This window comes from Mesorhizobium sp. GW821-FHT07A06, assembly GCF_059419085.1.
In genome coordinates this window covers 192,071-212,066 of record NZ_JBWKRC010000007.1, presented here as the reverse complement: position 1 = coordinate 212,066, position 19,996 = coordinate 192,071, and the positions used below count along the sequence as shown (strand labels likewise).

At 62.0% G+C, this 19,996-nt stretch carries 22 protein-coding genes and 1 pseudogene; 15 read left to right on the top strand and 8 right to left on the bottom strand.

The window, feature by feature from the left end; all coding sequences use genetic code 11:
* The first annotated feature begins 90 nt into the window (after positions 1–90).
* Positions 91–639 carry a hypothetical protein gene (locus AC07SZ_RS22920; protein WP_494915988.1) on the top strand — a complete coding sequence of 183 codons (549 nt, stop codon included), beginning with the start codon at positions 91–93 and terminating at the stop codon, positions 637–639.
* Complete coding sequence (locus AC07SZ_RS22915) at positions 639–980, top strand: DUF6105 family protein (protein ID WP_081294746.1); 342 nt, start codon at positions 639–641, stop codon at positions 978–980. The genes AC07SZ_RS22920 and AC07SZ_RS22915 overlap by 1 nt, the downstream gene beginning before the upstream one ends.
* Here AC07SZ_RS22915 and ruvX read toward each other — a convergent pair.
* The gene (gene ruvX, locus AC07SZ_RS22910) at positions 898–1,404 is read right to left on the bottom strand and encodes a Holliday junction resolvase RuvX (RefSeq protein ID WP_056577428.1); all 507 of its coding nucleotides are present in this window, start codon (positions 1,402–1,404) and stop codon (positions 898–900) included. The genes AC07SZ_RS22915 and ruvX overlap by 83 nt on opposite strands.
* Positions 1,405–1,528: 124 nt before the next feature.
* Between ruvX and AC07SZ_RS22905 the strand changes: the two genes are divergently transcribed.
* The 6 genes from AC07SZ_RS22905 to AC07SZ_RS22880 all read left to right on the top strand — a co-directional run bounded on the left by AC07SZ_RS22905 (position 1,529) and on the right by AC07SZ_RS22880 (position 6,162).
* Positions 1,529–2,236: a metal-dependent hydrolase gene (locus tag AC07SZ_RS22905; RefSeq protein WP_056576925.1), complete on the top strand. Its 708-nt coding sequence runs from the start codon at positions 1,529–1,531 to the stop codon at positions 2,234–2,236.
* Positions 2,237–2,260: 24 nt separating this feature from the next.
* A complete protein-coding gene (locus AC07SZ_RS22900; RefSeq protein ID WP_081294745.1) occupies positions 2,261–2,677 on the top strand; it encodes a hypothetical protein in 417 nt (138 codons plus the stop codon).
* Positions 2,678–2,993: 316 nt separating this feature from the next.
* Positions 2,994–3,281, top strand: coding sequence for an Asp-tRNA(Asn)/Glu-tRNA(Gln) amidotransferase subunit GatC (gene gatC / locus AC07SZ_RS22895; RefSeq protein WP_027044576.1), 288 nt, complete (start codon positions 2,994–2,996; stop codon positions 3,279–3,281).
* Positions 3,282–3,288: 7 nt separating this feature from the next.
* Complete coding sequence (locus tag AC07SZ_RS22890) at positions 3,289–3,744, top strand: GNAT family N-acetyltransferase (RefSeq protein ID WP_056576931.1); 456 nt, start codon at positions 3,289–3,291, stop codon at positions 3,742–3,744.
* Complete coding sequence (locus AC07SZ_RS22885) at positions 3,744–5,309, top strand: amidase (RefSeq protein WP_494915984.1); 1,566 nt, start codon at positions 3,744–3,746, stop codon at positions 5,307–5,309. Before AC07SZ_RS22890 ends, AC07SZ_RS22885 begins: the two co-directional genes overlap by 1 nt.
* 55 nt (positions 5,310–5,364) lie before the next feature.
* Positions 5,365–6,162: a YdcF family protein gene (locus AC07SZ_RS22880; RefSeq protein ID WP_056576937.1), complete on the top strand. Its 798-nt coding sequence runs from the start codon at positions 5,365–5,367 to the stop codon at positions 6,160–6,162.
* Here AC07SZ_RS22880 and AC07SZ_RS22875 read toward each other — a convergent pair.
* The gene (locus AC07SZ_RS22875; protein ID WP_140773509.1) at positions 6,135–6,854 is read right to left on the bottom strand and encodes a DUF599 domain-containing protein; all 720 of its coding nucleotides are present in this window, start codon (positions 6,852–6,854) and stop codon (positions 6,135–6,137) included. The two genes, AC07SZ_RS22880 and AC07SZ_RS22875, sit on opposite strands and share 28 nt — an antisense overlap.
* A gap of 178 nt (positions 6,855–7,032) precedes the next feature.
* On the opposite strand from AC07SZ_RS22875, the gene AC07SZ_RS22870 reads away from it, so the two are divergent.
* The 3 genes from AC07SZ_RS22870 (at position 7,033) to AC07SZ_RS22860 (ending at position 9,925) form a co-directional block, all read left to right on the top strand.
* A complete protein-coding gene (locus tag AC07SZ_RS22870; RefSeq protein WP_494915981.1) occupies positions 7,033–8,436 on the top strand; it encodes an L-serine ammonia-lyase in 1,404 nt (467 codons plus the stop codon).
* Between the two features lie 72 nt (positions 8,437–8,508).
* Positions 8,509–8,946: a DUF1489 family protein gene (locus AC07SZ_RS22865; RefSeq protein WP_056576946.1), complete on the top strand. Its 438-nt coding sequence runs from the start codon at positions 8,509–8,511 to the stop codon at positions 8,944–8,946.
* A 277-nt stretch (positions 8,947–9,223) separates the two neighbouring features.
* Complete coding sequence (locus tag AC07SZ_RS22860) at positions 9,224–9,925, top strand: DnaJ domain-containing protein (RefSeq protein WP_056576949.1); 702 nt, start codon at positions 9,224–9,226, stop codon at positions 9,923–9,925.
* Positions 9,926–9,972: 47 nt separating this feature from the next.
* Here AC07SZ_RS22860 and AC07SZ_RS22855 read toward each other — a convergent pair whose 3' ends face one another.
* The gene (locus AC07SZ_RS22855; protein ID WP_494915978.1) at positions 9,973–11,397 is read right to left on the bottom strand and encodes an SPOR domain-containing protein; all 1,425 of its coding nucleotides are present in this window, start codon (positions 11,395–11,397) and stop codon (positions 9,973–9,975) included.
* A 283-nt stretch (positions 11,398–11,680) separates the two neighbouring features.
* Between AC07SZ_RS22855 and AC07SZ_RS22850 the strand changes: the two genes are divergently transcribed.
* From AC07SZ_RS22850 to AC07SZ_RS22835, 4 genes and pseudogenes are all read left to right on the top strand, one after another.
* Positions 11,681–12,010: a phasin family protein gene (locus AC07SZ_RS22850; RefSeq protein ID WP_056576955.1), complete on the top strand. Its 330-nt coding sequence runs from the start codon at positions 11,681–11,683 to the stop codon at positions 12,008–12,010.
* 275 nt (positions 12,011–12,285) lie between these two features.
* Positions 12,286–12,615 (top strand): ATP-dependent Clp protease adapter ClpS, encoded by a 330-nt coding sequence (gene clpS, locus AC07SZ_RS22845; protein ID WP_010909565.1) that lies wholly within the window; start codon positions 12,286–12,288, stop codon positions 12,613–12,615.
* 6 nt (positions 12,616–12,621) lie between these two features.
* Complete coding sequence (clpA, locus tag AC07SZ_RS22840; protein WP_056576958.1) at positions 12,622–15,090, top strand: ATP-dependent Clp protease ATP-binding subunit ClpA; 2,469 nt, start codon at positions 12,622–12,624, stop codon at positions 15,088–15,090.
* Positions 15,091–15,135: 45 nt separating this feature from the next.
* Positions 15,136–15,621: pseudogene (locus AC07SZ_RS22835) on the top strand (phosphotransferase-like protein); the annotation flags it as partial.
* On the opposite strand, the gene AC07SZ_RS22830 reads toward AC07SZ_RS22835, so the two are convergent.
* The 5 genes from AC07SZ_RS22830 to AC07SZ_RS22810 form a co-directional block, all read right to left on the bottom strand.
* A complete protein-coding gene (locus tag AC07SZ_RS22830; RefSeq protein WP_494915976.1) occupies positions 15,622–16,776 on the bottom strand; it encodes a phosphatase PAP2 family protein in 1,155 nt (384 codons plus the stop codon).
* A 93-nt stretch (positions 16,777–16,869) separates the two neighbouring features.
* Positions 16,870–17,307: an HIT family protein gene (locus AC07SZ_RS22825; RefSeq protein WP_494915975.1), complete on the bottom strand. Its 438-nt coding sequence runs from the start codon at positions 17,305–17,307 to the stop codon at positions 16,870–16,872.
* A 108-nt stretch (positions 17,308–17,415) separates the two neighbouring features.
* Complete coding sequence (locus AC07SZ_RS22820; RefSeq protein WP_056576968.1) at positions 17,416–18,630, bottom strand: GNAT family N-acetyltransferase; 1,215 nt, start codon at positions 18,628–18,630, stop codon at positions 17,416–17,418.
* Between the two features lie 55 nt (positions 18,631–18,685).
* Positions 18,686–19,414, bottom strand: a complete 729-nt coding sequence (locus AC07SZ_RS22815) for a glycerophosphodiester phosphodiesterase (protein ID WP_494915974.1) — start codon at positions 19,412–19,414, stop codon at positions 18,686–18,688.
* A 7-nt stretch (positions 19,415–19,421) separates the two neighbouring features.
* Positions 19,422–19,886: a RidA family protein gene (locus AC07SZ_RS22810; protein ID WP_483124755.1), complete on the bottom strand. Its 465-nt coding sequence runs from the start codon at positions 19,884–19,886 to the stop codon at positions 19,422–19,424.
* Positions 19,887–19,996: the final 110 nt, after the last annotated feature.

The window sequence follows — 19,996 nt, the reverse complement described above, 5'->3', positions numbered from 1 at the left end:
CCGCGGATCGCCGTTAACCTTAACAAATGGTTTCCATTGCGGCGGCGGGCGGCAAAGCCCACTGTCATTCCTGCCGAAGCAGGAACCACGATGCGACACGTATTGACCTCCTTTCTGTCCGTGCACTGGGCGATTGTTTTCGCCCTGCTGGCACTGATCTGCATCGATGGAAACCGCGGTGTGGCGGCAGCCCTCGGCGTGCTTGGCGTCACCGTCGAGAGCGCCCGGTTCGTCAATCTGGAGAATGTCATCGTCGTCGCGCCGCTAGCGATAGCATTGCTGGTCGTGTCGGTGCTGTTCTTCTGGGCCTTTGTCGATTCTCTGATCAACGATGCGACCAGCCCGGGCGCAGACAGCGTCGTTCGTATGGCCTTCATCTCGGCTTCAGGCGTCCTGTCGATGATCCTGATCGGCGGCGCCGCGCAGGGCATCAATGGGCTTTTCATGGTCGTCGCGGTGCAACTGGCCGCGCTTCTGGCCTCCTATGTCGCGATGCTCGCCGAGCGGCGCTCGGCAGCCGCGTCCGATGACGCGGATTTCCATGCCATGGCGCACAGCATGGCGAAGGCAGCGGCTCATAATTCGCTGCTCTCCCTGATATCGGGCCGAACTGGACCGAACGGGAAGGGAGGTCGCTGATGCGATATATCTTCGGAATGTGGGCGGCCCCGATGGCGATTTTCTGGGGCTGGTTCTATCTGTCGGCCAACGACCTCAATTTCGGCTACGTCATGCTCAGCCGGCGGACGCACGACTTCTTCTTCCAGCTCTACGGTCAGATGCTGGGCATCGACCCGTCGATCATCCCTGGAATGGTGGCGAAGACGTGCATCTTCGATGGATTTCTGCTGCTGGCCCTTTGGGCGTTCCGCCGCCGTCGCGAAATCGCCGGCTGGATCAGTCGGCGTTGGGCGGTCCAGGTTCCGTTCGTTCGGCTGCATAGAGCGACCGAAGCCGGTCCAAAACTCCCTGCAGAATAAAGGCGGCCGCAGCCGAATCGATCTTGCCAGCGCGTTTGGCGCGCGAGAAATCCATTTCGATCAGCGTCCTTTCGGCCGCGACCGTCGACAGCCGTTCATCCCAGAGCACGAAGGGCAGGTCGCTCAACTGCGCCATGTTGCGCACGAAGGCGCGCGATTTCTGCGCGCGCGGACCTTCCGACCCATCCATGTTGATCGGCAGCCCGATCGCCACCGCGCCGACACTCTCCTTCTCCAGCAAGGCCAGAAGCACGGCGGCGTCGAGGGAGAATTTCCTCCGCATGATGACCGGGCGTGGATGGGCGAAGGAGAATCCCCGGTCGGAAACCGCTACGCCGATCGTCTTGTCGCCGAGATCGAGCCCCGCTAGCGTCCTGCCATTGGCGAGCCGCGCTGGCAATTGCTCAATCGTGATGATAGCCAACGGTTTTTCCTTGTCTTTTTCAGCGGCACGCATTCTTCCGGATGGGCGGCGGACACTATACCCTTTGATCTCGGGGCTATCGGCGTTCTATCCTTTGGCCCGGCAAAAATCGAGGAATGCATAAATGAAACTGACCTGGTACGGCCATTCGGCCTTCCGTATCGAAACCGCTGACGCCAAGATCCTCATCGACCCCTATCTGATTGGCAACCCATCATGGACGGGCGGCTGGGAAGGACCGGCGGAAGGGATCACGCATGTCCTGCTGACGCACGGGCATAGCGACCATATCAGCGGCGCGCTGGAAGTGCTCGGCAAGAGCGGTGCCCAGCTGGTCGCCAATTTCGAGATCTGCATGTATCTGGTCGGCAAGGGCGTGGATGGCAACAAGATCAATCCCGGCAACATCGGCGGCACGGTCGATTGCGGCGGCTTCACCACCACTTTCGTCCAGGCGTTGCACTCCTCCTCGTTTGGTGAAGACGGCGGCAAGAACGTCTATCTCGGCAATCCCGGTGGGCTGGTCCTGCATTTCCCGGAAGACCGGACGCTCTACCATATGGGCGACACCGACATTTTTTCCGACATGGCGCTGATCAACGAACTGCATGAGCCGAAGATCGGCATCGTGCCGATCGGCGACCGTTTCACCATGGGCGGCGCGGTGGCGGCACTTGCCTGCCGGCGTTTCTTCAAGTTCGACACGGTCGTGCCTTGTCACTTCGGCACGTTTCCGATGATCGATCCGACGCCCGAGAAATTCGAGGCCGGCCTGGAAGGGTCCGGCGTGAAAGTCGCATTGCCTGGTATCGGCCAGACGATTACGATCTAGAAACGGCCAAAGCGGAACAAATTCATGGCGTTGGGGCGATCTCTTTGCGTGTCGATGTTTGTCGCGGCGTCGCCCGCGCTCGCCGCGGATGACTTCATCGAAGGCGTCTATCTGCAGTCCGAGGAGCTTTGCGCGCAGGCCAGGAAGGACACGCTGCAGACGCTGATCGACGCCGGCAACGTCGTGCTTTCCGTGCATGGCCTGCAAGGCGTCGAATACAATTGCGAGTTCGTGCAGGTCAGCAAGGCGACGCGCTCGCCGAGCTGGGCAGTGACGGCCATCTGCCAGGAACCGGGCTATGTCTTTCCCGATGTCCTGTCGGTAACGCGGATCAGCCCGACGCAGCTCGATCTCGTGTCGGTCCGGCCGATCGACGACGAAAGCGAGGCGAGCGGCAATAGCGGCAGCTACTATCTGTGCGAGGGCGTTGCCCTGCCATGACGATGATGCAGCGCGTCAGGTCGCCGATGCAGAAGGCAAAAATACCGGCTTTCCGGCAACTGGGATCCTTATCTGGCATACGACCGCTTGAGCCAGGTTGCTCCATGGCGGAACTGCGAGCCTTCGCGGCGCTGGAAGACGAGGACGCATGCGGGATGTGTTCGTCCAGGAAGCGATTGTTCGAGTTGCCCAACCCGCTGCGGCGCTCCCGGGCCCGGGTCGGCACCGCCGCCTAGCGCGATGCCAGGCACGATGCATGTTGCGCAGTGCGCGCCGCGCCGCTATAGCCCGGACTGGTTTTCCCCGAGGCAAATATATGTCCGTTGATGTCAAGACAGTGAAGCGCGTGGCGCGTCTCGCCCGCATTGCGGTCAGCGAAGAAGATGCGGAACGCATGACCGGCGAGCTGAACGCCATCCTTGGTTTTGTCGAGCAGCTGAACGAGGTCGATGTGTCCGGCGTCGAGCCGATGACCTCGGTGACGCCGATGGAGATGAAGAAGCGCCAGGACGTCGTCACCGACGGCAACAAGGCGGCCGACATCGTCGCCAATGCGCCGGCGACCGAAGAGAATTTTTTCCTCGTGCCGAAGGTCGTGGAGTAGGGCGCCGATGGCAATCGAGATCGCCATCGAGACGCCGCTGCAGGACGATGTGCGCGGGCTGGTCCAGGAACTCAACGAGACCTTGCTCGAACTGACGCCGCCTGAGCATTGCTACCATCTGACGGTCGAGCAGATGGCGGGCCAGGATACGACCGTTTTCATCGCTCGCGACGACGGCATCGCCATCGGTTGTGGGGCGCTGAAACGCCATGGCGACGCTATCGGCGAGGTCAAGCGCATGTACACGAGGCCTTCGCATCGCGGCCGCAAGATCGGCGCCAGGATCGTCGAACGGGTCGAGGCGCTGGCGAGGCAGGAAGGACTGACGCGGCTGGTGCTGGAGACGGGCGATCGCCATCCCGCGGCCTGGGCCGTCTACGAACGTGCCGGGTTCTCGCGCTGCGGCCCGGTGCTGGATTATCCCGATTCCGAGTGGTCGGTATTTTACGAAAAGAGCCTTTGATGAGCGATCTGACCCGACTGACGATTTCGCAGGCCCGCGCCAAGCTGCGCGGCAAGGAAATCACCGCGACCGAGATCACCGAGGCCTATCTCTCGGCGATCGATCGCGCCAATCCGGCGCTCAATGCCTACGTCGCGGTGACTGGCGACAAGGCACGCGACATGGCCAAGGCGTCCGATGCCAGGCTGGTCAAGGGCGAGGGCGGCGCGCTGGAAGGCATTCCGCTGGGGATCAAGGATCTGTTCGGCACCGAAGGCGTTCATACCCAGGCCTGCAGCCATGTACTCGACGGCTTCAAGCCGCGCTACGAATCAACTGTCACCGCCAATCTGTGGGCCGACGGCGCGGTGATGCTCGGCAAGCTCAACATGGATGAGTTCGCCATGGGTTCGTCCAACGAGACATCCTATTATGGCCCGGTCATAAACCCTTGGCGACGTTCGCGCCTCGACACGGTGGTAATGCCGACGACGCATCAGGGCGATGGCGGCTTCGTATCTGCCGGCGGCACGAAAACCCAGCGCAGCCTGGACAATGCGCAACTGGTGCCGGGCGGCTCTTCCGGTGGTTCGGCGACCGCCGTCTCGGCCTTCCTGTGCGCCGGCGCCACGGCCACGGACACTGGCGGTTCCATCCGTCAGCCGGCCGCGTTCACCGGAACCGTCGGCATCAAGCCGACCTATGGCCGCTGCTCACGCTGGGGCATCGTCGCTTTCGCCTCGTCTCTCGACCAGGCCGGACCGATCGCGCGCGACGTGCGCGACGCCGCGATCCTGCTCAGGTCGATGGCCTCCGTCGATCCGCAGGACACGACCTCGGTCGACCGGCCGGTGCCCGACTATGAGGCGGCGATCGGCAAGCCGATCAAGGGCATGAAGGTCGGCATTCCCAAGGAATACCGCGTCGACGGCATGCCCGAGGAGATCGAGGCGCTGTGGCAGAAGGGCATTGCCTGGCTCAAGGATGCCGGCGCCGAGATCGTCGACATTTCCCTGCCGCACACCAAATACGCGCTGCCGGCCTACTACATCGTGGCGCCCGCGGAAGCTTCATCGAACCTCGCGCGCTATGACGGCGTCCGCTACGGCTTGCGCGTGCCAGGCAAGGACATTGTCGAGATGTATGAGAAGACCCGCGCTGCCGGTTTCGGCCGTGAGGTCAAGCGCCGTATCATGATCGGCACCTATGTGCTGTCGGCCGGCTACTATGACGCTTACTATCTGCAGGCTCAGAAGGTCCGCAACCTGATCAAGCGCGACTTCGAAAACGTCTTCGCCGCCGGCGTGGACGTCATCCTGACCCCGGCGACCCCGTCGGCTGCCTTCGGCATTGCCGACGAGGACATGGCCGCCGACCCGGTCAAGATGTACCTCAACGACATTTTCACGGTCACCGTGAACATGGCCGGTCTGCCGGGCATCGCCGTGCCGGCCGGTCTCGATCCCAAGGGCCTGCCACTTGGCCTGCAGCTCATCGGCAGGCCGTTCGAGGAAGAAACGCTGTTCCAGACCGCCGCCGTCATCGAGCAGGCGGCCGGCACATTCCAGCCGGAAAAGTGGTGGTAAGGGTATCGCTCGTCCAGCGCGTAAAAGGATGCGCCGCGTCGTTATGGGGTGAGCGATGTTCTTCCTTCTTTCCAAGGTCTTCTGGTTCTTCATCCAGCCGCTCAACCTGACGATCTTCCTGCTTCTGGCGGGGTTGATCGCCGCAACGATCGGCCGGCGGCGGCTGGCGGTCACCGGCAGCGTGCTTGGTTTTCTGATCCTTGCGCTCTCGACCTGGACGTCGCTTGGGGCGATGATGCTCAACCCGCTGGAAGAACGCTTTCCGCGCCCGCCATTGCCGCAAAAGGTCGACGGCATCATCGTGCTGGGCGGCGGCTTCGAGGGCGCCATCAACTTGGCGCGTGGCGGCTATGAATTGGGCAGCAGCGGCGACCGCATGGTCGAGACCGCAATCCTCGCCCGACGCTTCCCCGAAGCCAAGGTGGTTGTATCGGGTGGACACGGCTCGTTTTTCATCGACGCCGAGGGAGACGCCGACACCGCGTCCCGCCTGCTCGTCCCGCTGGGTGTATCGGCCGATCGTCTTGTCCTTGAGGACAAGTCCCGCAACACCTACGAAAATGCGGTCTTCAGCCGCAAACTCGTCGAACCGAAGTCGGGCGAGACCTGGCTGCTGGTGACCTCCGCCTTCCACATGCCAAGGGCCAAGGCGCTGTTCGACAAGGCTGGGTTTCCAACCGTTCCATGGCCGGTCGACTATCACACTTCCGGCAAGGAAGGTGTCGGCTTGTTTCGCGACAATCCGATCGATTCCGTGCAGAACACCACCATAGCGCTCCGCGAATGGATCGGGCTTGTCGCCTATTGGCTTTCGGGCCGCATCGATCAGCCGTTTCCGGCGCCGGGCGGCTGACCGATGACGGCGCGCCGCGCCGCCGAGAAGAACTGGCGGCGCACCAGCACGGCCAGCAACAGAAGTGTCGACAGCACGAACACCACCGGGTCGACGAACCAGCCGAGATAGCCGATCGAGAAGAACACGCCACGCAGGCCCGAGTTGAAATGCTTGCCGGCCAGCATGTTCATCTGCGCCGCGCGCCACACCGCCGTTTCGGTGACCGGATTGCGTGAGGCTTCGCCATGCGGGATCGGCACCGCGCCGATCAGGATCGAGCAGTAGTTGAACAGCCGGTAGGCCCAGCCGAATTTGAAGAAGGAAAAGGCGAGGATCAGCACCAGTCCCAGCACCTTGATCTGGAAGGCCGGGCGCGACGGCGCTCCGCCGAGCGGCAGGTTGCTCAGCACCTCAAGCACCCGGTCGGACGCGCCAAGCAAGGCAAAGCAGCCGCCGAGCGCGATCAGGGAACTGGAGGCGAAGAAGGCGGTTCCCTGCTGCAGGCCGCTCATGATGGCGGTGTCGACGATGCGGATTTCGCGTTCGGCCATGGTGCGCATCCAGGCTTCGCGTTGTGCATTCATCGCCGTCGTCAGCGACATTCGGCTGACCAGCTTGCCGTCGGAGGCGAGCGTGTGCAGCAGCCACGCGATCAGGAAGAAGGCCAGCGCCCCGAAATCAGCCATCGAAAGATAGAAGGAATCGCCCATGGGCTGAATTTATCACATCCAGCGCGGTCGCTTCGATGCGGGCTCACGTGATCGACGGCAATGTCGCTGCCGGAGCAAACAAGGTCGGCAGGTGCTGCGCCGCGATTGCCAAAAGAGCGGAAACATCCGGGGAATTCCTATATCTGTATGTAGTCCTCGACGTGCCCCAGGAGACAGCGTGTTCCTTTCGGTTTTCGACCTGTTCAAGATCGGCATCGGCCCCTCCAGCTCTCACACGATGGGGCCGATGACTGCCGCGCGGCGGTTTCTCGACGAAGTCGCGGGGGACGACTGGCCGCGGCCCGCCGGCGCCAAGGTCGCCCGCATCGGGGCCAGCCTGCATGGCTCGCTCGCCTATACCGGAATCGGCCATGGCAGCGACCGCGCCGTTATCCTCGGCCTTGCCGGCCAGACGCCGCAAACGGTCGATCCCGATCAGGCCGACGGCATTGTCGGCCGCATCACCGCCGACAGGGTGATTTCACCGCCCGGTCACCCGTCCTACAATTTCGACCCGGCCACGGATCTGGTGCTCGACCGCAAGACGCCGCTCACGGGGCACGCCAACGGCATGGCGTTCTATGCCTACGATGCCGGCGGCCGTCTGCTTCTCAAGCGCATCTACTATTCGATCGGCGGCGGCTTCGTGGTCTCGGAAGAAGAATTGCAGCGGATGAAGGCCAAGGGGTCGGTGACGACAGAAGGCAAGAAAGTGCCTTATCCCTTCAAGAACGCGGTCGAGATGCTGAAGATGGCGGCCAAGAGCGGCCTTTCCGTCGCCGAGATGAAGCGCGTCAACGAGGAGACGCAGATGTCGCGCGAGGAGCTCGATGCCGGCCTCGACGCGATCTGGAGCGCGATGAAGGGCTGCATCGACCGTGGCCTGTCGCAGGACGGCATCATGCCTGGTGGGCTGAAGGTGCGGCGCCGCGCCCGGCAGCTCCACGACAAGCTGCAGGAACAGTGGCAACAGAACCGGCCAAATCCGCTGCTTGCCAATGACTGGCTGTCGATCTACGCGATGGCGGTCAACGAGGAGAATGCGGCGGGCGGGCGCGTCGTCACCGCGCCGACCAATGGCGCAGCCGGCACGCTGCCGGCGGTGCTTCGCTACTGGCTGCATTTCCATCCCGAGGCCGACCAGCCGAGCATCCGCGACTTCCTGCTGACGGCAGCGGCCGTCGGCGGCATCATCAAGACCAATGCGTCGATCTCGGGCGCCGAGGTCGGATGCCAGGGCGAGGTCGGTTCCGCCTCGGCAATGGCAGCGGCCGGCCTGTGCGCGGTCATGGGCGGTACGCCCATGCAGGTGGAAAATGCGGCCGAAATCGCGCTCGAACATCATCTCGGCATGACCTGCGATCCGGTCGGCGGGCTGGTGCAGGTTCCGTGCATCGAGCGTAATGCTCTCGGCGCGGTCAAGGCGGTGACCGCCGCCTCATTGGCGATCAAGGGCGACGGCATTCACTTCGTGCCGCTCGACTCGGCGATCGAGACCATGCGCCAGACCGGCCTCGACATGAATGAGAAGTACAAGGAAACCAGCCTCGGCGGGCTCGCCGTCAATGTCGTGGAGTGCTGAAGGCGCGCTTGGCACTGTGGAGAAGTTCGTCAGGCCGTTGACGTGTCGGCGCTCCGGACTAACCTTAGCGAAATGGCTCTCAATCTCCTAAAACTGTGCGTCGGCTGCGACAGCGTCGAGGATCTCGAGGAATGGATCGAGTTCCGTCTCGACGAACGGCGCCGGGCCGGTGAACCAGCCGAACACTGGCACACCACGCGCATGGTGCCGACGCGCGGCGCCGAGATCACCGATGGCGGTTCGCTCTACTGGGTGATCAAGGGCAACGTGCAGTGCCGCCAGTTGATCACGGAAATCCGGCCGTTCACCGACGATGAGGGCATCGGCCGCTGCCATTTGATGCTCGATCCGCAAGTCGTGCGCACCGACTGGCAGCCGCGGCGGGCATTCCAGGGCTGGCGCTACCTGAAACCTTCGGACGCGCCACTCGATCTCGGCAAGGGGAAGGCCGGGCTGGTCGAGATGCCGCCGAAACTCAGACGCGAGCTTGCCGACCTCGGCTTGCTGTAGATCTCCGCGCACAAGCGTTGCCTGTCCGGGCGCTGGCCGTTTCTGGCCCTCAATCTTGCCTCGCACTGGACTTGCAAGCGGAGCCACAACGCCACATCTTGAAATTCATGCGCGATCAAAAGCTGTCGAACTCGACGAAAGCCGCGGCGTTCGCCGGGCCGGCCTACATGGCGGCCTCTTCCCGCCCGAGGGAAGGCCATCATTCCGGCGCAGAAAAAGTGGTTGATGACATCACGCGGCTGTCCGGGCGGACAGGTTACTCGCGGGGCGGTAGGAAATGTTAGGCGCAATTATCGTTCTGGTCGTACTGCTGCTGGTGCTCCTGACCGTAGTCTCGGCCTTCCTTCGGGCCGACCCCGCCCGGCTTGCGAGCGGGACGAGAACACTGGCTCCGGTCCTGCTGGCGCTGGCGGGCGGCGCGGTGCTTCTGGTCGGTCGAAGCGGAATCGGCGGCGTCATCCTGTTCGGGGCAATCGGCTGGTATGCCGCCATGCACGCGAACCGACCCAAGGTCAGTTCGGCGTCGGGAAAACGCTCAACGGTGCGGACGGCAGCACTCGAGATGGAGTTGGATCACAATACGGGCGGCCTTGAAGGACTGGTTCTGGCCGGCCGCCACGACGGCAAGATGCTTGGCGCGATGGGCCTTGCGGAGCTGCAGCATCTCTACCGCGAACTCTCCGGCGATGCGGAGAGTCGCCAACTGCTAGAGACGTATCTTGACGGCAGATTTCCCGTCTGGCGCAAAAACACTGAGACGAACGGTGGCGAAGGGCTGGGTGTTGCGCCAGGTCCGGGCTCCATGACTAAGGAGGAGGCCTACAAGGTCCTTGGTCTTGAAGCGGGGGCCGCCGCGGCGGATGTCCGCAAGGCGCACCGCCGCCTGATGCAGCGCCTGCACCCCGATGTCGGCGGCACGTCTTTCCTGGCGGCGCGAATTAACGAAGCCAAGGACGTCTTGCTCTCCAATCACAACTAGTTCTCCTTCGACGCAGGAATTTTCCGGGAGATCGCTTCCACGCCGTCCTATTGCTGGACGGCGTAGCACTCGATTTTCTTCTTCTTCAGAGCAGTGCAGGCCTTCCAGGCGGCGTCCTTCGATCCGAAACCGCCGAAACGGGCGCGGTAATAGGTGACTCCGTCCTTGTCGAAGGCGACGGTGAAGCCGGCGGCATCCGCCAGCACCTTGGGCGCCTGCTTGGTGGTCTTGTCGAGGAATGCCTGGGCTTCCGACTGTTTAGGCGACGATGCGACCTGGATGGCCCAGCCCGACGGTACCGACGCCGTGTTGACCGGGTCGACAGCCGGAGTCGGTTCGGCATAGGCGACCACGACCTGCGCCGTAGCGACCTTGGGGGCAGCGACGATGACGGTCTTTACCTTCTTTGCCGGGGCTACCAGTTTGGGTGCCTCGGCCTGAGCGGTATCCTCGTCCTCGCTGTCGCCCTGGGCAACGGCTGCGTCGTCGGCGACAGAGGTGTCGTCTTCAGCGACGGCTACCGGCTTTTCATCCGGGGTCGGCGCGTCGTGCTTGGGCAGGAGAACCTTGGCAAGTGCCTTGATCGGATTGTTGCTGTCAGCCTTGGCAACCAGATCGCCACCACCGCGGGTCGATGCCCTCGGCAGATAGGTGTTGATCAGGCTTGCCATCTGGTTGTCGCGGCTGCCGCCCGACGTCCCGCCCATGACAACGGCGACGAGCCGGCGGTTGCCGTCGGAGACGGACGAGACGAGATTGAAGCCGGAGGCACGGGTGTAGCCGGTTTTGATGCCGTCGACGCCCTTGATGCGTCCGAGCAGTCGGTTATGGCCGTTGATGCGCTGGCGGCCGTAGAGAAAGGAGCGCTGCGAGAAATAGCCATAGTACTGGGGGAAATGCTCCCGCAGTGCGATGCCCAGCGTGGCCATGTCGCGCGCGGTGGTGAACTGGCCAGGATCAGGCAGGCCGTTGGCGTTGCGGAAGACGGTGCCGTTCATGCCGAGCTGCCGCGCCTTGGCGGTCATCATGCGCGCAAAGGTGGCTTCATCACCGCCAAGCATTTCGCCGAGCGCCGTGGCCGAATCATTCGCCGACTTGGTGACAATCGACAGGATCGCGGTCTCGACCGTGACCGAACCGCCCGGCTTCACGCCGAGTTTCGTCGGCGCCTCGGCGGACGCATGGGCCGAAAACACCACCGGCGAGTTTTTGCTGATCTTGCCCTTCGCCATAGCTTCGAAGGTCAGATAGAGCGTCATCATCTTGGTCAGCGACGCCGGATAGCGCCTGCCGTTGGCATCCGCGGAGTACAGCACCTTGCCCGTCTTGGCGTCCACGACAATGGCCGCCTGGCGCGCGGCCAGCGACGAGGCGACGTCGGCGCAAACGAATGTCATCGCCAAGGCGAGGGCCATGATCGCTTTGAGGGGGGAGGTGGATTTGGAAACGATGCCCAACAACGCCTGACGCACTGATATTTCCCTTGAATTCTTCGTTGCGTTGGAGGCGGCAAAGGGTCCTGCCTCACTTCCAGCCAAGCTAGCGGGGCAGCGTTACCAATCCGTTTATGGTAACCGCCGCGTTCACCATTTTCTTCGGGCTTGAAACTCACTTTATTTGATTTTTAGCCATTGCCTGCGCAGGCAAGCCTCCACGCAGGCCAAATATTGACTTTTGTGCGTCGCACAATATATTGAGTGCATTGCACAAGGGCGCCCCGAAGAAGGACGTCTCAACCGTCAAGGGAATCGTGAAATGACCCAGACCTATGAGGACTTCAGCAAATACGGCAAGGAATTCGCCGATACCGGATTGAAGAGCTTCGCTTCGCTCTCCAAGGGTGCGCAGGCGATCGCGACCGAAGCCGGTGAATATACCAAGAAGAGTTTCGAAGCCGGCAGCGCCGCTGCCGAAAAGCTGTTTTCGGCCAAGTCGCTGGAAAAGGCGATCGAGATCCACACAGACTACGCCAAGCAGTCCTACGAGGCGTTCGTCGCCGAGGCCACCAAGATTGGCGATCTCTATGCCGAACTCGCCAAGGAAGCTTACAAGCCGTTCGAATCGATCGTTGCCAAGGCGAAGTAATTTTCGCCCGACAGTCGCAACTCCGGCCCTTTGGGTCTCGGACAACCCGGTCGCGGAAGCGCGGCCGGGTTTTTTCATGCCAATTTCCGCTCCGGAGCGGCGTAGCGCTTCACGATTGCGAAAATCCGCGAAGTTTGGTCACCTAGCCATATTGTCAGCTAACCAGAAGGGCTTAAAATCGTCCATCGAACACCTACATGTCGAACTCGCATGAGGATTCGAAGAGGCAGGATTACGTGACGATCGGTTTGACTGCCACGAAACAAGTGGCGCGGATGCAAAACGGCGGCGGCGACGGCAATGAGGCCGGCCGCGGGACGGCCGTGATCACGCGCACCAAAACCAAGACCAAGAAGCCCAGCCTTTACCGGGTCCTCATCCTCAACGACGACTACACTCCGATGGAGTTCGTGGTTCACGTTCTGGAGCGTTTTTTCCAGAAGGACCGCGAAGCCGCCACACGCATCATGCTCCATGTTCACAATCATGGAGTGGGCGAGTGCGGGGTCTATACTTTCGAGGTGGCCGAGACCAAAGTGTCTCAGGTCATGGATTTCGCCCGACAGAATCAGCATCCGCTGCAATGCGTGATGGAGAAGAAGTGAGGTAACATGCCGGCTTTCTCCCAAGGCCTGGAAAAGGCGCTTCACCAGGCGCTGACGCTCGCCAATGAGCGGCACCATGAATACGCAACCCTGGAACATCTGCTGCTCGCGCTGATCGACGACACCGAGGCGGCCGCCGTCATGCGCGCCTGCAACGTCGATCTCGACGAGCTGAAGCACACTGTTCTCACCTATATCGACACAGAGCTCGACAACCTCGTCACCGGATACGACGAGGACTCCAAGCCGACCGCTGGGTTCCAGCGCGTGATCCAGCGCGCGGTCATCCATGTGCAGTCGTCGGGCCGCGAGGAAGTGTCGGGCGCCAACGTGCTCGTCGCCATCTTCGCCGAGCGCGAGAGCCACGCCGCCTATTTCCTGCAGGAACAGCAGATGACCCGCTACGACGCGGTCAACTACATCTCGCACGGCATCGCCAAGCGCCCGGGCGCATCGGAGACGCGCTCGCCGCGCGGCGCCGATGACGAGCAGGGCGGACAGAACGGCGCCGAGCCGCAAGAAGAAGGCGGCAAGAAGAAGCAGCAGCAGGACGCGCTGACCGCCTACTGCGTCAACCTCAACAACAAGGCCAAGGCCGGCAAGATCGATCCGTTGATCGGCCGCGAGTCGGAAATCAACCGCACCATCCAGGTGCTGTGCCGCCGGTCCAAGAACAACCCGCTCTACGTCGGCGACCCCGGCGTCGGCAAGACCGCGATCGCCGAGGGCCTGGCCAAGCGCATCGTCGAGGGCGACGTTCCCGAAGTGCTGCACAACGCCACCATCTTCGCGCTCGACATGGGCACGCTGCTGGCCGGCACGCGCTATCGCGGCGATTTCGAGGAGCGGCTGAAGCAAGTCGTCAAGGAGCTCGAGGATTATCCGGGCGCCGTGCTGTTCATCGACGAGATCCATACGGTGATCGGCGCCGGTGCCACGTCGGGCGGCGCAATGGACGCGTCCAACCTGTTGAAGCCGGCTTTGTCGTCGGGTGCGATCCGCTGCATCGGCTCGACCACCTACAAGGAATTCCGCCAGTTCTTCGAGAAGGATCGCGCTCTCGTGCGGCGCTTCCAGAAGATCGACGTCAACGAGCCGACCATCGAGGACGCCATCGAGATCATGAAGGGGCTGAAGCCCTATTTCGAGGAATTCCACAAGGTCCGCTACACGAGCGAAGCCATCAAGGCCTCGGTCGAGCTGTCGGCGCGCTACATCAACGACCGCAAGCTGCCGGACAAGGCGATCGACGTGATCGACGAGACCGGTGCCTCGCAGATGCTGGTGCCGGAAGCCAAGCGCAAGAAGACCATCGGTATCAAGGAGATAGAAGCCACGATCGCCACCATGGCGCGCATCCCGCCGAAGACGGTTTCGGCCGATGACGAGAAAGTGCTGCAAGGCCTCGACATCGAACTGAAGCGTGTCGTGTATGGTCAGGACACCGCCATTACCGCGCTGACCTCGGCGATCAAGCTGGCCCGTGCCGGCCTGCGCGAACCGGAGAAGCCGATCGGCTCCTACCTGTTCTCAGGCCCGACCGGCGTCGGCAAGACCGAAGTCGCCAAGCAACTCGCCGCCTCGCTCGGTGTCGAGCTGATCCGCTTCGACATGTCGGAATACATGGAACGCCATACCGTTTCACGGCTGATCGGCGCGCCTCCCGGCTATGTCGGCTTCGACCAGGGCGGCCTGTTGACCGACGGTGTCGACCAGCATCCGCACTGCGTGCTGTTGCTGGATGAGGTCGAGAAGGCGCATCCGGACCTGTTCAACATCCTGTTGCAGGTGATGGATCACGGCAAGCTGACCGATCACAACGGCAAGCAGATCGACTTCCGCAATGTAATCCTGATCATGACCACCAATGCGGGTGCATCGGATGCACAGCGCGCGGCGATCGGTTTCGGTTCGACCAAGCGCGAAGGCGACGATGTCGAGGCGATCAATCGGCTGTTCACGCCGGAGTTCCGCAACCGTCTCGATGCGATCATCCCGTTCGGCTCGCTGCCGGTGCCGGTGATCCACCAGGTGGTGCAGAAGTTCGTCATGCAGCTGGAGGCCCAGCTCTCCGAGCGCGGCGTCACCTTCGACCTGTCGCCGGACGCGATCGCCTGGCTCGCCGACAAAGGCTATGACGAGCGCATGGGCGCGCGGCCGCTCGGTCGCGTCATCCAGGAGCACATCAAGAAGCCTTTGGCCGACGAGGTGCTGTTCGGCAAGCTGAAGAAGGGCGGCACGGTGCGCGTCACCGTCGAGAAGAAGGAAACCGGCGAGACCGGCCTGAAGCTCGAGTCGCTGGCCGACGAGGCGCCGGTGCAGCCGAAGAAGGAAGAGCCGGAAGACGCGCCCAAGCCAAGGAAGGCGGTGGCCAAGAAGCCTGCCGCGAAGAAGGTCGTGGCGCAGAAGCCGGAGCCCAAGGGCAAGGATGGCGGCAAGCGCAGCCTTGTACCGCAACTGCCAAGAAAGAACTGATCATTTCGCAGTCGAGAAAAGCCCCGGAAACGGGGCTTTTTTCATTTGAACAATGGGGTGCCATGGCCGGATCTCGAGGTCTTCGTGCCTCGCCTCTATGCGGCCCTCTACGAATCGATCGCGGCGCACAGCCGGCTGGGCCTGAACGTCGTGACCGATGTCGGTCATCATGATGCGTATTCGAAGCGCCTCAACTGCCTGATCGATTGTGCGCGCCGGCTCGCCGGCCTGCCGGTGCTGTTTGTCGGCGTTCGCTGTCCAATTGAAATCATTATGGAAAGGCGAGCCGCCAGCGAGGCGGGCAGGGGGTATGTCACCGGCTCGCCGGTCGATCCCGTACCTTCGCCGGTGCGGCTGTGGCAGGATGAGGTACACCGGCCCGGCGTATACGATCTTGAGATCGACACTTCGTTGCTGAGCCCGGTGCAGTGCGCGGATGCGATCCGCGAACGGCTTCTATCGGGAGCGGCGCACCCGACAGCCTTTCAGAGGCTTGTGGATCCGCCACCCCCAACCCACCAGCGTTCCTGACTATACCGACGCGGCTTCCGGCCGGGCCAAAGGAAGATCGCTCGCGAAACGCGAAGCAATCGTCGTCCGGGACAATATCGCGCCGGTGACTTTCCAGATGGCGACCGAGATCAGTATGCCAGCGTAACCGTCCGGGGCGTAGTGCCATCCAAGAACCACGGAGCCGAGCATGATGATCGCCGCGAATATCCACAGTACGACGCCAAGCCGTGGAGACAGCCTCGTTACATACAGCGCAAAAAGCACGGATGAAGCGACGTGAATGGAAGGGAAAGCCGATATGCCCATGGTTCCTGAAGACAGACCCTCATAGCCGTTCCACAACCGCTCCTGCAGGGACAGGGCCCAAACCGGATACTGGCTATTCGCCGACTGAAGTGCGTCCATCAACGGTTGATAGAGATCGCCAAACCCCAACCTTGCAAAGTAGCAGGGGCCGGCGGATGAGAATATCAAGGCAACGAAGAAGCCGCCGATCAGCCAGAGCAGCATGAAGCTGAGCAGGAACTGATGACGCAGAAGAGTATCGCGGGTCGCCACGACACTTGAAAAGACAGTCACGATCAGCACCGCGAACCAAAAATTATAGCAGAAATTGAGAAGACGGATGGCTAGCGGGCTTTCAATAATCCACCAAAGCCATTGGTAAGAAGCGCGCCCGAAATGCAGCTTGGTGCTGAAGTGTGCGATGGCCTGGTCCCAGGAGAAAGGCGCCAGTACGGCGATCGCGCCCTTCAGCACTGAGAAACCCGAAACAAAAATCACGATCGCGGCAAGGCCGTTCACGCCATTGGCAATGCGGTTTCTATCGGCCAGCAATTGCCGGAAGGAAACCAGCAAATGGCTGGCCGGCGATCTTGCGCGATGGACAAACGCCAGTTGAAGCAGCCGGAAGACTGCATATACACATCCAAGAATCCAGAAATAGACCACCAGATAAAAGGCATATTCGTAAAGCAACGCGAAATCCGGCAGATTCCCGACCCGGGCACCAACCGCAAAGCCCAATCCCAGAGTAAACAGCGCAACCGCATGAATAATACGGTGCCGAAGAAACGATTCGACCAAGATTTTTGAAAAAGCGGCCTCACCATTGGCCCCGGATCGCCGGCTCAAATATTCGAAAGTATCTTGCAATGCATGTCCCTCGCGCACGAAAAATGCCTCGCAAGGGCTTGCTGGAATATTAAGAATGCCGCCGCCTGGTGATGTCCCAGCCGCCGCGATGATCGCTCGGTTTACAAAGACTTAAGATTTGGCCGACAGGGCGGCGCGGATCTTTTCGGCGTTCTCAGCCAGCACCTCGGGCTTTTCCATTGCGCCGGTATGTGGCTTCAGGGGGATGCCGTCGAAGCGCGGGATGACATGCACATGAAGGTGGTAGACGGTCTGCCCGGAGGCCGGTTCGTTGAATTGCAGGATGGTGACCCCATCGGCGTCGAGGGCCTTCTTCACGGCCAGCGCCACTTTCTGTACGACCGTGAAAAGCGGGCCGAAGGTCGATTGGGCGGCGTCGAGCAGATTGCGCGACGGCGTCTTTGGCACCACCAGCGTGTGGCCCGGCCCCTGCGGCATCACATCCATGAAGGCCACGACCGCATCGTCTTCGTAAACGCGGTGCGAAGGAATTTCGCCGCGCAGAATCTTGGCGAAGATGTTGTCGGTGTCATAGGCGGTTTGGGCCATGGCGAACGCTCCGGATTTGTACCTCGCCATCCCGTGTAGCGAAGCTGTCCCGTAGCGACAAGACGATGTGGCGGGCGATCAGGCGAGATCGACCATGCCAAGGCCTGCCTATTCCTCCAGATCCTTGCGGAACGGGGTATGCTCTTCCAGATACTCGCCCATCCGCTCGACTTCGCGCCGCTCGCGCCTGAGATAGTCGGCGACCGCGTTGCGCAAGCCAGGATGCGAAATGTAGTGGGCGGAATGCATTGTAACCGGCCTGTAGCCGCGCGCCAGCTTATGCTCTCCCTGCGCGCCAGCCTCGACCACCTTCAGCTTGCGTTCGATGGCGAAATCGATGGCCTGGTGGTAGCAGACCTCGAAATGCAGGAAGGGGTGATCCTCGATGCAACCCCAGTTGCGGCCATAGAGCGCGTCGGAGCCGATGAAGTTGATGGCGCCAGCAATGTAGCGCCCGTTGCGCTTGGCCATCACCAGCAGGATATCGTCCGCCATGCGTTCGCCGATCAGCGAGAAGAACTGGCGGTTCAGATAGGGGCGGCCCCATTTGCGGCTGCCGGTGTCCATGTAGAAAGCGAAGAAGTCGTCCCAGGCTTTCTCGGTCAGGTCCTTGCCGGTCAGCCAGTCGATGGTGATGCCATCGGCAAGCGCTTCGCGCCGTTCCTTCTTCATCGCCTTGCGCTTGCGCGAGGCAAGTGTGGCGAGAAAGTCGTCGTAAGTCGAAAAGCCTTCGTTGAAGAAGTGGAACTGCTGGTCGGTGCGATGCAGGAAGCCCGCGGCCTCAAGCGTCGCGACGTCGCTTTCCTGCGCGAAGGTGACATGGGCCGAGGATACGCCGAGCTTGTCGGTCACCATTTTGAGCCCGGCGGCGAGCCCGGCCTTGACCGCGTCGGGATCCTCGCCTTTGCCGACCAGCAGCCGAGGGCCGGTGACAGGCGTGAACGGCACGGCGCATTGCAGTTTCGGGTAGTAGCGGCCACCGGCGCGCTCGAAGGCATCCGACCAGCCGTGGTCGAATACATATTCGCCCTGGCTGTGCGACTTGAGATAGCAAGGGACCGCACCCAGCAGCCTGCCTTGCGCGGTCTCCAGCCGCAAGTGATGTCCTTGCCAGCCGGTGCGCCGCACGGCGCAGCCGGAATCTTCCAGTGCGCTCAAGAACGCAAATGAAACGAGGGGGTTATAGCCATTCTCCGCATCGCCGCGCGTGGTGCCGGCAAAGCCGTTCCATTCATCGCAGGTGAAAGCGCCGATGCCGGCGGCGATGCGGATCGAATAGTCCGCGCTTGCTGTTTGTCCGTCGCCGTCGTCACCCTGATCCATGAGGCTTATTTAAGCTCCATCGGGGCCGCTACAAGTCACGTTTCAGACACCCCGTTCAGGCGACGTGCACCAAGTCGGGTTCGAACCCTTCGAATGTCATCTGATCGGCATATCTGAAGGTCAAGTCGATCGCGGGCTGGTCATGGACCGTCCAGGTGATGACAGGCATCTTGAGCTTTTCACGCACGAAGCTGACGAACGGGTTCGGCAAGTCGCCGGCGGCGTAGGAAGTGAAGGAAAGCTCGTGCGCCAGCATGGAAAAATGCGCTTCGATCAGCTTGAGGTCCTTGCCATAGGCGGTCAGACCAGCGGGAATGCCGGGCGCATGTTTCGGGAAATCACGGATCAGCCAGTGATCGAACGACATGATCGCCGCCTTGCCCTTGTAACGCTTGAGCATCTTGCCGACACGCGCCACCAGGCCTTCATCGCGGCCGGGAATCCCTTTCAGTTCGACGACCATGGGCACGCGACCGTCGACCAGGTCGAGTGCTTCCTGCAGCGTCGGCAAGTGGTCGGGCGTGCCGCCAACCTTGAGCGCGGTCAGTTCGGAAGCGCTGCGTTGCCAGACGAAACCATCCTGTCCGGTCAGCCTTTTCAGGTCGTCGTCATGGATGATGATGGGAACGCCATCCGACGACAGATGCACGTCGCATTCGATGGCGTAGCCGCGTTCGGCCGCGGCGGAGAAGGCCGACAGCGTGTTTTCCCAGCGCGTCTTGTTCATGTCGTGGAAGCCGCGATGGGCAACCGGCCGGGCAGTCAGCCAGGAGAGGTCGGTCATGTCAGCCTCATTCGACTTCGAAGATCGCTTCGATTTCCACTGCGGCATTAAGCGGCAGGGAGGCGGTGCCGACGGCCGAGCGGGCGTGCTTGCCGCGCTCGCCAAGGGCGGCGACCAGGAAATCAGAGGCGCCGTTGGCGACCAGATGCTGCTCGACAAAGTCAGCCGCGGAGGCGACGAAGACGGTGATCTTCACAAGCTTCCGGATCTTCTCGAGATCGCCGAGCGCGGCTTTGGCCTGTGCCAGAATGTTGATTGCGCAGTATTTTGCCGCGTCCTTGCCGCTTGCCGTGTCGACGTCGCGGCCGAGCAGGCCGCTCGCCTGCAGCTTGCCGTCCTTGAGCGGCAATTGTCCGGCGGTGAACAGCAGATTGCCTGACCTGCAATAGGGCACGTAGTTGGCGGCAGGTGCGGCGGCGACAGGAAGCGCCACGCCGAGATCGCTTAGCCGCTTTTCGATTGTTTCACTCATTGCTTTTCCCTATTGCTGGAAGGCGCCGCGCTGGCCGGGCCGAAATTGCTATTTTTGCCTCGCTTCCGCCACGACTTTTTTTAAGCTGGACCATCTTTCCCTGCGGCCTG

What these genes read in the sequence shown, in the direction of transcription:
- AC07SZ_RS22920 (WP_494915988.1), top strand. Translation starts at nt 91, where the DNA reads ATGCGACACGTATTGACCTCCTTTCTGTCCGTGCACTGGGCGATTGTT.
- AC07SZ_RS22915 (WP_081294746.1), top strand. Translation starts at nt 639, where the DNA reads ATGCGATATATCTTCGGAATGTGGGCGGCCCCGATGGCGATTTTCTGG.
- AC07SZ_RS22905 (WP_056576925.1), top strand. Translation starts at nt 1,529, where the DNA reads ATGAAACTGACCTGGTACGGCCATTCGGCCTTCCGTATCGAAACCGCT.
- AC07SZ_RS22900 (WP_081294745.1), top strand. Translation starts at nt 2,261, where the DNA reads ATGGCGTTGGGGCGATCTCTTTGCGTGTCGATGTTTGTCGCGGCGTCG.
- gatC (WP_027044576.1), top strand. Translation starts at nt 2,994, where the DNA reads ATGTCCGTTGATGTCAAGACAGTGAAGCGCGTGGCGCGTCTCGCCCGC.
- AC07SZ_RS22890 (WP_056576931.1), top strand. Translation starts at nt 3,289, where the DNA reads ATGGCAATCGAGATCGCCATCGAGACGCCGCTGCAGGACGATGTGCGC.
- AC07SZ_RS22885 (WP_494915984.1), top strand. Translation starts at nt 3,744, where the DNA reads ATGAGCGATCTGACCCGACTGACGATTTCGCAGGCCCGCGCCAAGCTG.
- AC07SZ_RS22880 (WP_056576937.1), top strand. Translation starts at nt 5,365, where the DNA reads ATGTTCTTCCTTCTTTCCAAGGTCTTCTGGTTCTTCATCCAGCCGCTC.
- AC07SZ_RS22875 (WP_140773509.1), bottom strand. Translation starts at nt 6,854, where the DNA reads ATGGGCGATTCCTTCTATCTTTCGATGGCTGATTTCGGGGCGCTGGCC.
- AC07SZ_RS22865 (WP_056576946.1), top strand. Translation starts at nt 8,509, where the DNA reads ATGGCTCTCAATCTCCTAAAACTGTGCGTCGGCTGCGACAGCGTCGAG.
- AC07SZ_RS22860 (WP_056576949.1), top strand. Translation starts at nt 9,224, where the DNA reads ATGTTAGGCGCAATTATCGTTCTGGTCGTACTGCTGCTGGTGCTCCTG.
- AC07SZ_RS22850 (WP_056576955.1), top strand. Translation starts at nt 11,681, where the DNA reads ATGACCCAGACCTATGAGGACTTCAGCAAATACGGCAAGGAATTCGCC.
- clpS (WP_010909565.1), top strand. Translation starts at nt 12,286, where the DNA reads ATGCAAAACGGCGGCGGCGACGGCAATGAGGCCGGCCGCGGGACGGCC.
- clpA (WP_056576958.1), top strand. Translation starts at nt 12,622, where the DNA reads ATGCCGGCTTTCTCCCAAGGCCTGGAAAAGGCGCTTCACCAGGCGCTG.
- AC07SZ_RS22825 (WP_494915975.1), bottom strand. Translation starts at nt 17,307, where the DNA reads ATGGCCCAAACCGCCTATGACACCGACAACATCTTCGCCAAGATTCTG.
- AC07SZ_RS22820 (WP_056576968.1), bottom strand. Translation starts at nt 18,630, where the DNA reads ATGGATCAGGGTGACGACGGCGACGGACAAACAGCAAGCGCGGACTAT.
- AC07SZ_RS22815 (WP_494915974.1), bottom strand. Translation starts at nt 19,414, where the DNA reads ATGACCGACCTCTCCTGGCTGACTGCCCGGCCGGTTGCCCATCGCGGC.
- AC07SZ_RS22810 (WP_483124755.1), bottom strand. Translation starts at nt 19,886, where the DNA reads ATGAGTGAAACAATCGAAAAGCGGCTAAGCGATCTCGGCGTGGCGCTT.